Here is a 15621-nt window from a genome sequence, read left to right as displayed (position 1 = left end):
AAGAGTTTCATGAAATGAATTTCAAATTCAAAAAAACATTTATAAAAAATAAAAAATACTAATATGGAATCAATAGCAACCCTTCCATTTATATGGGATAAAAGTTCTTCAGATATAACATCTTTACCTGAATTATTACAGACAAAAGCTTCGGAGATCAAAAAAATATTGATTGAAAACGGAGCAGTTCTTTTTAAATCTTTTGGAATCGATGACGCGGTAAAACTTGAAGAGTGTGTTAATGCATTTCCTGGTAACTCTTTGGATTATGTTGACGGAAATTCACCACGAACAAAACTACATGGAAAAGTTTATACTTCAACAGAGCACCCTCCAGAAGAATTTATCTCATTACATAATGAGATGTCATATGGAAATCAATGGCCAAGCTATTTGTTTTTTTGTTGTGAAATAGCACCCGTAAAAGGAGGAAGTACGGTTGTAGCTGACAGTAGAGCTATTTTATCCGATCTTTCCGAAGAGACAAAAAGTGCATTTAAAGAAAAAGGAGTAGAATATATTCGTAATTTGCATGGAGGATATGGAGCAGGACCTTCATGGCAGGATACTTTTGAAACCAATCAAAAGGAGGTAGTTGAAAATTATTGTAAAACTAACGATGTTTTGTTTGCCTGGGATAGCGAAGATGGTCTTAGGCTTACACAAAAAAGAAAAGCAGTGATCCAACACCCTGTTTCTAATGAAGAAGTCTGGTTTAATCAGGCCGATCAATTTCATCCAAGTACAAATTCAAAAGAAGTATATGAAGCTTTAATGGAAATATATGGAGATGATCCTATGAGTATGCCTCAATATGTAACTTTCTGTGATGGAGAGGAAATTCCGTTAACAATGTTTGAAGAAATTCGATCTGTAGCCGAAAAAAATATGGTTACTTTTAAGTGGGAACAAGGGGACATGATGCTAATTGATAATATTCTTGCTGCGCACGGAAGAACTCCATTTGAAGGCTCACGTAAGATTTTGGTTTCTATGTCTGTTTGATAAACTATAAGAGTAGCTGGAGTTTTAGAGGTCAAATATTAATTCAACTATTGTTCTTTAATTATCAATAAGTTATTTCTAAGAATCGTCTGAAAAAAAACAATTTTAATTTCGAATCCAGTTTACTTACCAATCCTGAATACTAGGTTCAATACCAATCATACCTATTTAATTTTTTAGCAAAAACCTAAAACTATTTCACTCTTAAGAACTGTTGTGTAATTGCTTGTAAATGAATGTTTTTCTATAGAGACAGTCATGGTATGAGTAATAGATACTCAGTGTTTTTTACTAGAAATTTATCAATTAAAAAGCAAACAACTCATGAATAGTAATATTTTACACTTATTTAAGGAATTAAAAAAACTAGATGCTAACCTTTATTTGGAAGAAGGAGTATTAAAACTTAATATTAAACAAGGCTTACTAACTCAAGAGATCGCTGATACAATAAAATCTAATAAGGGTGAAATAATAGCTTTATTATCCGAAAGAAATAATAAGGATTATTTTGGGATAGAAGCTACCGCCATAAAAAATGCTTATCCTGTTTCCTCTGCTCAATATCGACTGTGGGTTTTAAGTCAGTTTGAAGGAAGTTCTGCAGCATATAATCTACCATATTCTGTAAAATTAGAAGGAGATTATGATATTCCTAATTTTAAGAAAGCAATTAGAAGTGTAATAGAACGTCATGAAATTTTACGCACAGTTTTTAGAGAAAATCAAGAAGGAGTTTTACAACAATTAGTCATTGAACAATCTGATTTTGATATTGTTTACAAAGATTTTCGAAAAAAAGAAAATCAGGAAAAATGTGCGAAAGAATATATTAAAAATGACTCCTATGTTTCCTTTGATCTAGAAAATGGTCCATTGATACGTGTATGTTTATTACAACTAACAGATAGAGAGTATGTTTTCTACTATAATATGCATCACATCATCAGTGATGGATGGTCTATAAATGTATTATCACGTGATGTAATATCTTATTATAAACATTTTGCTAATGGGGTAACCTTAGATCTTCCTAAACTAAAAATACAATACAAGGATTATACTACTTGGCAGTTGAATCAGTTAGAAAATGAAACTTATACAAACCATAAGAAATATTGGTTTGATAAACTTTCGGGTGATTTACCTGTTTTGGATTTACCAAACTATAAAAAACGCCCGTCTTTAAAGACATATAATGGGAGATATTTGACCGCCTGGTTAGATGATGAAGATACAATGGCTGTAAAAACATATGTCAAAGAAAAAGGAGGAACCTTATTTATGTTTTTGTTATCCTCTTTAAAAGTATTGTTTCATAGATATACTGGACTGGAGGATATAGTAATAGGTACTCCGGTTGCAGGTAGGGATCATTCTGACCTAGAAAATCAAATTGGGTTTTACCTCAATACATTAGCATTAAGAAATAAGATTAATGGGAATAACTCATTTGACAAGTTTTTCCAACAAGTAAAACAAGACTTGTTAGAAGCTTATTCAAACCAAATGTACCCTATAGACAAAGTTATAGAAGAGTTAAACCTCAATAGAGACGCTAGTAGAAATGCTTTGTTTGATATAATGCTTGTACTACAAAATACTAGTGAAGCTGATAGTAAATTGAATGGAGTTAATGTAGATACCGGTTTAATAGAAGATAATGGAGAGATAAAAGCAAAATTTGATATAGAGTTTAATTTTGAAGAAATAGAAGGTTATTTACGATTAATCTTAACATACAATACAGATGTGTATGATTATGAGATGATTACCGGGTTAATAAAACATTACAAGGCAATCGTAAGAAAAATAGTAAAAGACAGTAGCTGTCCTATTAACAAAATTCAATATATATCGGAGTCTGAAAAAAAAGTATTACTATACGAGTATAATAATACTATAGTTAACTATTCCAAAGATAAAACCTGGATAGATTTTTTTGAAGAACAAGTCCTGAAAACTCCTGATAACATTGCTTTAAGGCAAAATGGAGAGATAGTAACCTATATAGAACTAAATGATAGGGCTAATGCAATTGCTAATGATTTAATTATTAAAGGAATTGGTTCTGAGACTAATGTAGGAGTCCTTTTTAATAGAGGTTTTGATATGGTCATAGCCCTATTAGGAATCCTAAAATCTGGGGGGAGCTATGTGCCAATTGACCCTGATTATCCAGTTGAAAGACAGTGTTATATAGCTCAGAATTCCAAAGTTAGTTTTGTTTTATCAGATGATTCGGGTAAATCGTTAGAAGAAAAAATGCCCTCTGTAGAATTCATCGGGTTACCCAGCATAACAGATGAAAATGTATCCCTTGAAAATCCAAAGGTGCAAATAGCTTCAGATCAGTTGGCTTATACCATTTATACTTCGGGTTCTACGGGCAACCCAAAAGGAGTAATGGTAGAGCACTTTTCTTTAATCAACCTGATTCGATGGGTAAATGATACTTTTTCTGTTAATGAAAGCGATAGGCTTCTATGTATAACATCTGTATGCTTTGATTTATCGGTATATGATATTTTTGGAATGCTAGTAAGTGGTGGAAGCGTTTACATAGCTACCAAAGAGGACTTTCCAAATTTGGAGAAAATAATAACTAATGAAAATATTACTTTCTGGGATTCTGTTCCAACGACATTTAATTACTTGGTAGATAACTTATCGGCTGATCATAAAGATTATATCAATAATAGTTTGAGATTAGTATTTATGAGTGGTGATTGGATTCCTGTCTCATTACCGGATAGGGCAAAACAGTTTTTTCCGAAAGCCGAAATCATTAGTTTAGGAGGAGCTACAGAAGGTACAATTTGGTCCAACTATTATCCTGTAAACAAGGTAGAAGAAGGTTGGAATAGTATTCCTTATGGAAAACCGATTACAAACAATTTCTTTTACATTTTAGATGGTAATTTGCAACCTGTTCCTACTGGAGTGACTGGGGAATTATTTATTGGAGGAGTTGGAGTTGCCAGAGGTTATGATAATGATTCTGAAAAAACCAATGCAGCATTTGTAAAAGATCCATTTAACGACCGATTAGGAGGTAGAATGTATAAGACGGGAGATTCTGGGCGTTGGATGCCTAACGGTAATATGCAGTTTATTGGTAGAAAGGATAATCAAGTTAAGATTAGAGGGTTTAGAGTTGAGCTAGGAGAAATAGAGAGTGCTCTGTCCAAGTATAATGGACTCAAAGATAGTATAGTAGATATAGTAAAAGATCAGGATAATCAAAATCAATTATGCGCTTATCTGGTAAAAAACGATAATTATGATAAGGATGAATTAAAGGCTTATCTACAAACAAAGATGCCCAATTACATGATACCATCTTATTACGTGTACATGGAGGATCTCCCTTTGAATAGTAATGGAAAAATAGATCGAAAAAAATTACCAAAACCCAATAGCGCAAATAAAGAAAAAAGCTTCTATGTACCTCCAACAACAGTTTTACAAAAAGCTATAGCTAAAGTATGGAAGCAAATCCTTAAGATAGAAAAAATCAGTGTTAAAGATAATTTTTATGATTTAGGAGGAGATAGTTTAAAAGCAATTCGACTTATTAGCCAGTATCATAAAACATTTGACGTAAAGTTGTCAATTACCACCATATTTTTGAATACAACTTTAGAGTCTCATGTGGAACTTATTACAGAGGGAAATAAGGAAGAGCATACTTTAATAGAGAAGGTTTCAAAACAAACTAACTATGCTATCTCTGATGCTCAAAGAAAATTATGGATGATAAGCCAGTTAGAAGGAGGTTCAGAGGTATATAATATGCCATATTCCATTAAACTAGAAGGGAATTATGATGTTCAAAATTTCAAACGGGCTATTAAAAGTGTAATAGAACGTCACGAAATCTTACGAACAGTTTTTCAGGAAGATACTAGTGGTGAGGTTCGTCAGGTTGTTTTGGAATTATCAGAACTAGGTTTTGATTTTGGCTATGAAGACTATCACCAGGAAAAAAAACCAGAAATACTTGCCTTAAATTATATTGAAGAAGATTCATATAAGCCATTTGACCTTCAAAATGGTCCTTTACTACGTGTGAGCCTTTTGCAAATATCTAATTCAGAGTGCGTCCTGTATTACAATATGCATCATATAATTAGTGATGGTTGGTCAATGGATATATTATCCCGAGATATAATAGAGTATTATAATCACTTTACCAAAGGAACAATATTAGATTTGCCAGATTTACGGATACAATATAAAGATTATGCCGCATGGCAATTATCCCAATTAAAAACAGAAACGTATAAAACTCATAGAAAATATTGGTTAGACAAGTTCCGAGGGGATTTGCCTGTATTGAATCTATCACCATATAGACAGCGACCTTCTTTAAAAACGTATAACGGAAAGCTCTTAAGTACATATATGGCTAAAGAAGATACTAATAAAGTACATAAATATGTACAAGACAAAGGAGGAACCTTATTCATGTTTCTATTGTCCTCTCTAAAAGTATTATTATTCAGGTACACGGGGCAGGAAGATATTGTACTAAGTAGCCCGATAGCAGGGCGGGAACATTCAGACTTAAAAGACCAAATTGGGTTTTATATCAACACTTTGCCGTTAAAAAGTAATGTGAAAAGTTCTATTTCATTTGATGAATTTTATGAACAAATAAAACAAGATTTATTAGAAGCTTATACACATCAAATGTATCCATTTGATAGAATGATTGAGGAATTAGAAAAGGAAGAAGGTGTAAGTAAAAATGATTTATTTGGTATTAGAGTCGTATTACAAAATACCAGTGATGCAGATGAAAAATCAATCATACCAAAGGATGAAATTGGCGTTGTAAAAGATTATGGAGCTACTAAGGCTAAATTTGATATTTTACTGGTTTTTGAAGAAATAGGGGATCATATAGGAATAAGGGTAACGTACAATACTGATATATATGATAATGATTTAATAGAAGGGTTGATAAATCATTATCAGGCACTAATCAGAGAAATATTAAAAGAAAGCAACACTCAAATTAAAGATTTAAATTATTTGGAGTGCTCTGAACAATCCAAATTGGTGTATGAAGGTACTGAAAACTCGTTAGATTTTAATGAAAAAACAATTATAGATTTGTTTAAAGAGCAAGTAGAAGTAACCCCTAATTCTAGAGCTCTAGTTTTTGAAAATATAGAACTAACATATCAGGAACTAGATGAATACTCTACTAAGTTAGCTTATTATCTAATAAAAAATTATGGTATTTTACCAAATGACCTTATAGGTCTGTTAATGCCTACTTCTGATTGGTCCATAATCTCAATTTTGGCAATTCTTAAAACGGGTGCTGCTTATGTGCCTATTGACCCAGAATTGCCTAACCAAAGGATACAATATCAGATTGATAATACGAAGATGAAAGTTTTGGTTACCCTTTCAGAAGATCAGGAAAAAACTAAGAATTATGATGTAGATAAATTTGCGGTTAACGGTATATGGGAGTCACTTAAAAATAGTACAGAAATCTTTGGATTGCCAACGATCAAACAAGATACTGTAGCATATGTTATGTATACTTCAGGTTCTACAGGTCAACCTAAGGGAGTTATGATTACTCATGCTAATTTGATAGATTATGTTATAGGGCTATTTGAAAGCATCGATATAAGAACCTCTAAGAGATTTGCTTTAATGTCTAATATTGCTACAGACCTTGGGAATACTGTTGTCTATGGAGCATTACTTTCTGGAGGAGCTCTTTATCTACCTCAAAAAGAGGCTTTAAGAAACTCAGAAGAAATTCATGAGTATTTTATTAAGCATGAGATCGATTGTATAAAAATTGTGCCAAGTCACTGGCAAGCTTTAACGAATGGAGATAATTGCTTATTGCCTAATCATATGATTATTTTTGGAGGAGATAAGTTGTCTGTTGATATAGTAAATAGGATAATGCAACAGAAACCTAAAATGGCAATAGTAAATCATTATGGTCCTACTGAAACAACTATTGGTAAACTTTTGTTTCAAATCAATACTAATATACCCTATATTAATATTCCTATTGGCAGACCATTTTCTCAAACCTCAGTATATATTGTTGATAAACAAATGAAACCTTGTCCTATTGGAATTCCTGGGGAGCTACTAATTGGGGGTAAAGGTGTTGCTAAAGGATATCTTAATCAATCAAAATTAACCCAACAACAATTCATTCAAAACCCTTTTACAAAGAAAAAGGAAAGGCTGTACAGAACAGGTGACTTGGTGAGAATGTTGAAAGATGGAAATATTGAGTTCATTGGCAGGATAGATAATCAGGTAAAAATAAGAGGTAATCGAGTAGAATTAGGAGCTATAGAAAGCTCTTTACTGTCTAATGAAAAAATAGATGAAGTTAGGGTGTTGGCTAAAGAATTCGATTCTGAAGATAAAGAATTGGTTGCATATTATAGAGGTTCAGGTACTATAGAACCATCAGCCCTAAGGACTTATCTTGGGGATTATTTACCTTCTTACATGATTCCAACTTATTTTGTACTTATAGAGGAATTTCCATTAACGGCCAATGGTAAAATTGATTTGAAAGCATTGCCGGATCCAACAATGAAATTATCTACAGAGAAGCAGTATTTGGCACCTCGAAATGAAAAAGAACAAGTTTTAATCGAAATATGGGAATCTGTATTAAAGCGTGAGAATATTGGGATTAATGATAATTTTTATGACCTAGGGGGCGATTCTATAAAAAGTATATTAATTGTATCTCGCTTAAAACAACGTGGCTATGGGTTGAAAGTAGGTCAGTTAATGAAAACTCCAATTGTATCAAAGTTAGCTCCCGATTTAACTCAAATAGAACGGATAATAAACCAATCATCGGTAAATGGAAGGGTATCACTGCTACCTATTCAATCTTATTTTTTATCTTCTGATTTACTTAAGAATAAATCACATTATAATCAATCTGTGATGCTGGAAAGAGTTGCATCCATCGATTTCTCTTTGATGAATAAAAGCTTGGAACTTTTAATAAAGCATCACGATGCTTTAAGAATGATGTATACCTATGAAAAGGGAGTTTGGTCTCAAGAAAATCAAGAAGAGACCTATAAAGGGCATTCACTCGATTTACATGATTTATCTGATTCAGATAATTACCAATCAGAGATGACAGTTTTATGTAGTGCATTGCAATCTAGTATAAATATTGAGAAAGGTCCCCTGGTAAAGGCGGCCTTGTTTAAACTCAAAACCAAGGATTGTTTCATATTGATCATACATCACTTAGTGGTTGATGGTGTTTCTTGGAGAATATTACTAGAGGATTTAGAAAATATATATGAGAGTCTGGAAAAACAAATAAAAATATCGTTACCTCAAAAGACAGATTCCTACCAGCGATGGGCTGCATTGCTCCAAGAATATGCTTCAAGCGAAGAATTACATAAAGAAAAGGAATATTGGAAAAATATATTATCCAAAGAGGTTTCCCCTATTTATAAAGAAACAGATTTGATAGATCTGAGTAATGGTAATATTAAAAACACTTATTTTTCTTTAGATCAAGATATAGTTGAACTTTTACAGACCAGAACACATCGGGTATATAATACAGAGATTAATGATCTTTTATTAGCAGCATTGGGAATAAGTATCCAAAAGGTGTTTAAAGAAAACAAGGTCATTTTGGATTTAGAAGGACATGGTCGAGAAGGAATTATAGATGGAGTAGATGTAACCAGAACAGTAGGTTGGTTTACGAGTATTTACCCTTTTGTTTTGGATGTCGGGAATGAGTTTTTGGATTATTCAACTGCACTAATAAAAGTAAAAGAATCTTTGAGAAGGCTTCCTAATAAAGGTGTAGGGTACGGGATCTTGCGTTACTTGAATAATGAATTAGACAAAGAGTTGATAACCAGTGTTCTTTTTAATTTTTTAGGGGATTTTGGTAATATATCAAAAGAAGAAGGAGATAATAGTAGAAAATCTTTTGTCCATTCTAAAGAATACAGAGGAGCTGAATCTTCAAAAGAGAATGATAACCTAGGTAAAAGATTAAGGGTTTCGGGAATGCTTGTTAATGGGATGTTAGAAATGAATCTAACATATAATGATTTGGTATATGAAGGAGAACAAGTTTCTGACTTAACACAAACATACAAAACTGTATTAACAGAAATGGTTCAACAATTGAGCCAATGTACAGAAACATATATAACTCCAAGTGATCTTACTTATAAAGAGTTGAGCGTATCAGAATTGTTAGAACTTAACAGGGATAATAATATAGAGGATGTATACGAACTATCCCCTCTTCAGGAAGGTCTTTTTTATCATTGGATTTCAGGTAAGGATAAAACAACTTATTGTACACAACGTAGCTATCGCTTGAGTATGCCGAAAATTAACCTCGATAATGTACAAAAAAGTTATGAATTGCTTGTTAAGCGTCATTCAGTTCTAAGAACCGGTTTTACTACAAGATATGGGAAACTACTACAAATTGTTCGTAAAAATTTCATCCATACCTATAGATTTGAAGACCTTTCTTCTGTAATATCAAAAGAAGATCAGGAATTGCAGGTTTCCTATTATAAAGAAAAAGATCGGGGACATGGCTTCGAAGTTGAACAGAATTCTTTAATACGCTTAGGTGTACTTGATTTAGGAGGTGGAGTTTATGAATTTATCTGGAGTTACCATCATATTTTGATGGATGGATGGTGCGGAAGCATACTAATCAATGAGTTTTATCAGATACTAATGTCTATAGAGAGTAATACACCATTATCTCTTCCTGAAATTACCCCATATTCATCATATATTAAGTGGTTAAGTAACATAGATAAAACATCAAATACTTTGTATTGGAAAAATTATCTGTCAGATTATAACGAAAAAGCCATAGTACCATTTAAAAATTTGAAAGGTACTGAACAAGATTATCAGGCAATGGAGGAGGTTCTTAAAATTGAATCTAATCAATTGGATAAACTGAGAGCGATATGTGCTCAGTACAATGTAACAGAAAATACTTTTATACAAACGGTATGGGGGTATTTACTTTCTAAATATAATAATAAGCAAGATGTAGTGTTTGGAGTGGTTGTATCAGGTCGCCCGTCAGAAATACAGGGGGTAGAAGATATGGTAGGGCTGTTTATTAATACTGTGCCAGTACGTGTTAAGTATACTGGAAACATGAAGTTTTCAGAGTTATTAGAAAAACAACAGCAAGGATCTATAGCAAGTTTAGATCATCATTATCTAAGTCTATCAGAGATACAATCAGATAACCTGCTCGGAAATGAACTATTTGATCATATTTATGTGTTTGAAAATTACGCAGTAAATGAATTAGATGAAAACTTTGTTGAAACAAATAATATAGATGGGCAAATCTCTGTATTATCCGGACAAAACCTTATAGAAACACACTATGATTTCGATATTTTGGTGGGTCCGGGAAAAGCAAGTTTAGATGTTAAGTTTAGATATAATAGTCAAGTATATATGCAAAAAGATATAACACAAATACGAGACCATTTTGAAAACCTAATGTCAACATTCATAAGCAATGCACAAATAACACTGGAACAAGTTTCTTGCTTGACTAAAAATGAAAGAACTCAAATTGTTTTAGAGTTTAATGATACTAAAAAGTATTACCGAGAAAACTTAACTGTTATAGGCTTATTTAAAGAACAAGTTTCAAGAAAACCTAATGATATAGCAGTAATGTATGGTGGTAAAAATTTGACATTTAAGGAGGTAGATGAGTATTCAGATCAACTGGCAGATGCCCTGATATGTAATCATCAAATTTTGCCAAATGATTTTATTGCTATTAAGCTAGATCGAAGTGAGTGGATGATCATTAGTATCTTAGCTGTGCTAAAAACCGGAGGAGCCTATATTCCTATAGATACACAATATCCTTATGACCGCATACGATTCATTCAAGAAGATAGTAAATATCGCGTTTGTATAGATCAAGACTTTATTAATGATTTTAAAACAAAGCAAAATTCATACAGTAAACCAGAAATAGAAATACGAGACAGTCTTTCAGGGTTAGCTTATGGGATATATACTTCAGGTTCTACAGGACAACCTAAAGGGGTGCTTAATTCACATGAAGGAATCTATAATAGATTATCATGGATGTATGAATATTTGGGAGTAACGGATGAAGACATAATTTTACAAAAAACACCTTATACTTTTGATGTTTCCGTTTGGGAACTGTTATTACCCATGGTCACAGGTTGTAACTTAGTATTTGCAAAACCTGAAGGTCATAAAGACCCTAAATATCTTCAACAGGTAATCAAAGAAAATCAAATAAGTATTATACATTTTGTGCCATCTATGTTGGGTATATTTCTTGAAAATTTACAACCAAAAAATTGTAGAAGTTTACGCCATGTAATTTGTAGTGGAGAAGCATTGCCAAGTAGTTTGGTAGAAGATTTTAAAAGTAAATTACCTTGGACTCGAATCCATAATCTATATGGTCCTACAGAGGCAGCCATAGATGTTACTGCAATTGACTTAACTGATATAGATACAAAAACACATGGAGTAAATATAGGAAAACCTGTAGCTAATACTAAGATCTATATTGTAGACAAACACTTAACTCTGCAACCGGTTGGAGTTCCTGGAGAATTACTTATAGAAGGAGTACAAGTTGCCAAAGGATATTTGAATCGTCTAGAACTTAATGAAGAGAAATTTATTTCAAGCCCTTTTAAACAAGGGGAACGTACTTATCGAACAGGAGATTTAGCTTCTTGGCTTCCTAATGGAGAGATTAAATACTTGGGTAGATTAGATAACCAGGTAAAAATACGAGGTAATCGTATTGAACTTGGTGAAATTGAAGCCAAAATCCAGTCCTCTGGTTTAGTAGAAAATGTTGCTGTTTTAGTCAAAGAATCAGAAAACACTCATAAATACCTGATAGCATATGTTATCCAAAAAGGAGATTATACAGAGGATAATTTGTACGGCTATTTAAAAAATCATTTGCCAGAATACATGATTCCAAGTCGTATAACAGTATTGGATGAGTTCCCACTAACCACAAGTGGAAAGATCAATAGAAAAGAATTACAGGTTTTGAATGATCATCAAAAATTAACAGAACAATATATAGCTCCAAAAAATGACCTAGAGGAAGAGTTAGTTGAAATATGGAAAGAAATATTGAATAATGAAAATATTAGTGTTAGAGATAATTTTTTCAGAATAGGAGGTGATTCTATCCTTTCTATTCGCTTGATTAGTAGCTTAAATAAAAAGTACAATCAAAAACTTACAATAGGTCAGTTGTATGAATTTAATACTATAGAATCCTTATCTCAGACTATAGAAAAAGAGCTTCAAAACTTTGATAGACAACAAAAAATAAAAGACGAAATTGAACAAAATATCAAAGAACTCAGACAAAGTGTACTGGAAGAGATGGATAACTTTCAGGACATAGAAGATGTATACCCCATGAGTGACATTCAAAAAGGGATGGTTGTTTTATCAGGATTAAATTTACAGCAAGGAGTCTATCACGATCAATTTATGTATCAAATTCCTCTGGTCGATAAAAAGAAGTTTAAGAGGGCATTCTCAATTTTAATTGAGAAACATGTTACGCTAAGAACACAGTTAGATATAGTGAACTATAATGATCCAGTACAGATCGTGAAAAAGGAAATAGATTTCGATATTGATTATAAGGATATAAAAGAATTACCAACAAAAGAAAAAAGTGAATATATAAGTGAGTACATGCTATCCGAACGTAATAATCCATTTGATTTAAATTCTGGATTGTTATGGAGAATTAGTCTTTTTGAAATAAATAATACTGCCAGTATATTTCTATTTCAATTTCATCATGCCATCTTAGATGGATGGAGTATAGCTTCTTTAAACACTGAATTGTTCCAGATTTATAAACAATTAGAACAGAAAACTGTTTTAAATGTGGAGAAACTTAAAGCAAAAAACAGAGATGCAATAATAGAAGAATTATATGATAAAAGGGATGTTGAAATAGCTGGTTTTTGGAAAACTGAGTTAATAGATTACAAAAAACTCGATATTTTCAATGATGTTGACGAAAATCAAATATTAATTGACACCTATGATTTTGATTATAAATACAAATTAGAAAGTCAATGCAAAAAAGATAAAATAACCCTTAAATCCGTATTGTACGGTGCATTTGTCTATGCATTGAATATAATCAATTATGAAAATGATTTTGTAGTTGGGATGGTTACTAATAATAGACCCGTAATTGAAGATGGAGAAAAGTTATTAGGATGTTTTTTAAATACAATTCCGGTTAGAAATAGATTAGATAACGCTCTGCTTTTTTCGTGGTCAGACTATTTTAAAAAAACAGAAGATAACTTAACAAGGATCAAAAAAAATGAGAGATTAACGCTCTATGAAATTTCTAAGCTAAATAATGAGGAAACGATAGGAGGATCGCCGTTTTTTGATGTGATATTTAATTATGTCAATTTTCATGTGTACGATTCATTAAAATTGGAAAATGATATAAGCTACAATAAATCCCAAAAAGAAGAGATAAGTAACCAGTCTTTTGAAGCAACTAATACCGCGCTTGATTTAATAGCTAATGTAAGTAGGAATTCTTTAAGTCTGAAATACAAATTAAAAAGAGACTTAAAGAATGATATTACTTTAAATAGAATTAGTAAGTATGTCAAAAATATTTTATCAACTTACTTAGAGCATCCTGAAACAAAAGTCAAGGAAACAACTTTTCTTTTCGAAGAAGAATTAAACTTACTGTCCAAGTTCAATGAGACTAGTATAAGCTATGGTAATGAAATTACGGTATTGGATAAGTTCGCTTCTTCTGTAAAGAATGATAAGGAAGTAATTGCAGCGGTTTTTGAAGAAACTACGATAAGCTACAAAGAACTTAATGAACAATCTAACCAACTGGCACATTATCTTATAGAAAAGTATAAGGTTAAAAAAAATGATTTGATAGGAATACAAATGGATAGAAGCCTAGAAATGTTAATAGCAATCTTAGGAATCTTAAAAGCAGGAGCGGGATATGTTCCTTTAGATATGAAATATCCCGATGAACGTGTAAAATATATAAAAGAAGATAGTGCCTACAAGGTTCTGGTAGATATAGGTTTTATAACAAATTTTCAATTAGAGAAAAAAAATTATAGTAAAAACAAACCGGATGTAAAAGTAAATGAGTTTGATATTGCCTATGCGATATATACCTCGGGATCTACAGGATACCCTAAAGGAGTAGTTAATTCTCATGCAGGATTATATAATAGGTTACTATGGATGTGTAATGATTTAACAATTACTGAGAACGATATTATTTTACAGAAAACTCCTTATACATTTGATGTTTCTGTATGGGAATTATTAATGCCTTCAATCTCTGGGTGTAAACTTGTATTCGCAAGACCTGATGGACATAAAGATCCAGAATACTTGCAGCAATTGATAAAAGAAAATCAAATAAGTATTTGTCACTTCGTTCCATCAATGTTAGTTATATTTTTAGAAAGTTTACAACCAGATTATTGTAGAAGCTTGAGACACGTAATATGTAGCGGAGAAGCTTTATCAAGTAAAACTGTAGAAGAGTTTAAAAAGAAATTACCTTGGGTTAGTATTCATAATTTGTATGGACCTACCGAGGCGGCAATTGACGTTACATCCATAAATTTAACTAATGTAGATACCAAAACACAAGGTGTTACTATTGGAAAACCAGTTGCAAATACAAAGATTTATATAGTAGATAAAAATCTGATGATAAGACCTATAGGGGTTCCCGGAGAATTGTTGATAGAAGGAGTTCAGGTGGCAAAAGGATATTTAGAAAGACCAGAACTCAATACAGAGAAATTTATTCCAAGTCCATTTAATGAAGGTGAGCAAATATATCGTACAGGGGATTTGGCAAAATGGCTTCCTAATGGAGAGATAGCATATATCGGAAGAATAGATGATCAAGTGAAAATAAGAGGTAACCGTATAGAACTTGGAGAGATCGAAAATAGAATTAAGGCTTTTGAATTTGTCGAAAATGCAGTAGTATTAGTAAAAGGAGAAGAAAGTGATCGGAAATTCTTGGTTGGATATTTGCTAGCTAGTGAAGGGTACAATGAAGACTTATTATATGATTATTTATCGACTCATTTGCCAGATTACATGCTTCCAAGTCGATTAATTGTTTTGGAAGAATTTCCATTAACTGTAAGTGGTAAAGTAAATAGAAAATCTTTCCCCGATGTAGATAATAATCAAGTTTTATCAGAACAATATGTAGCACCTCGGAATGACTTGGAAGAGGAATTAGTTACAATATGGAAAGAAGTATTGAATACTGAAGTAATTGGTGTTCAGGATAATTTCTTTAGGATCGGAGGGGATTCTTTATTAGTTGTAAAACTAAAACAAAAGCTAGAAAAGAAGTTTAATGCGGCAATAAATATTGTGGATTTCTTTAATCATAGAACTATTGAAGAGCAGTCTAAACTGTTTGAAAAGGATATTGAAAATGAGGAGGTCATGGAAATCAACGAACTAAAATTTTAAAAT

At 32.0% G+C, this 15621-nt stretch carries 2 protein-coding genes; both read left to right on the top strand.

Going from position 1 to position 15621, the window contains the following annotated elements; genetic code table 11:
- Window positions 1-63 precede the first annotated feature (63 nt).
- The gene (locus C1X07_RS16190) at window positions 64-1005 is read left to right on the top strand and encodes a TauD/TfdA family dioxygenase (RefSeq protein WP_103071073.1); all 942 of its coding nucleotides are present in this window, start codon (window positions 64-66) and stop codon (window positions 1003-1005) included.
- Window positions 1006-1329: 324 nt separating this feature from the next.
- Window positions 1330-15618, top strand: coding sequence for a non-ribosomal peptide synthetase (locus C1X07_RS16185; protein ID WP_103071072.1), 14289 nt, complete (start codon window positions 1330-1332; stop codon window positions 15616-15618).
- Window positions 15619-15621 lie beyond the last annotated feature (3 nt).

Source organism: Aquimarina sediminis (assembly GCF_002895435.1).
Lineage (GTDB): Bacteria > Bacteroidota > Bacteroidia > Flavobacteriales > Flavobacteriaceae > Aquimarina > Aquimarina sediminis.
The sequence above is the reverse complement of the archived record's forward strand: the minus strand, read 5'-3'. Positions and strand labels throughout refer to the sequence as shown.

Coding starts and splice junctions, on each gene's coding strand:
- C1X07_RS16190 (WP_103071073.1), top strand. CDS start 64: ATGGAATCAATAGCAACCCTTCCATTTATATGGGATAAAAGTTCTTCA.
- C1X07_RS16185 (WP_103071072.1), top strand. CDS start 1,330: ATGAATAGTAATATTTTACACTTATTTAAGGAATTAAAAAAACTAGAT.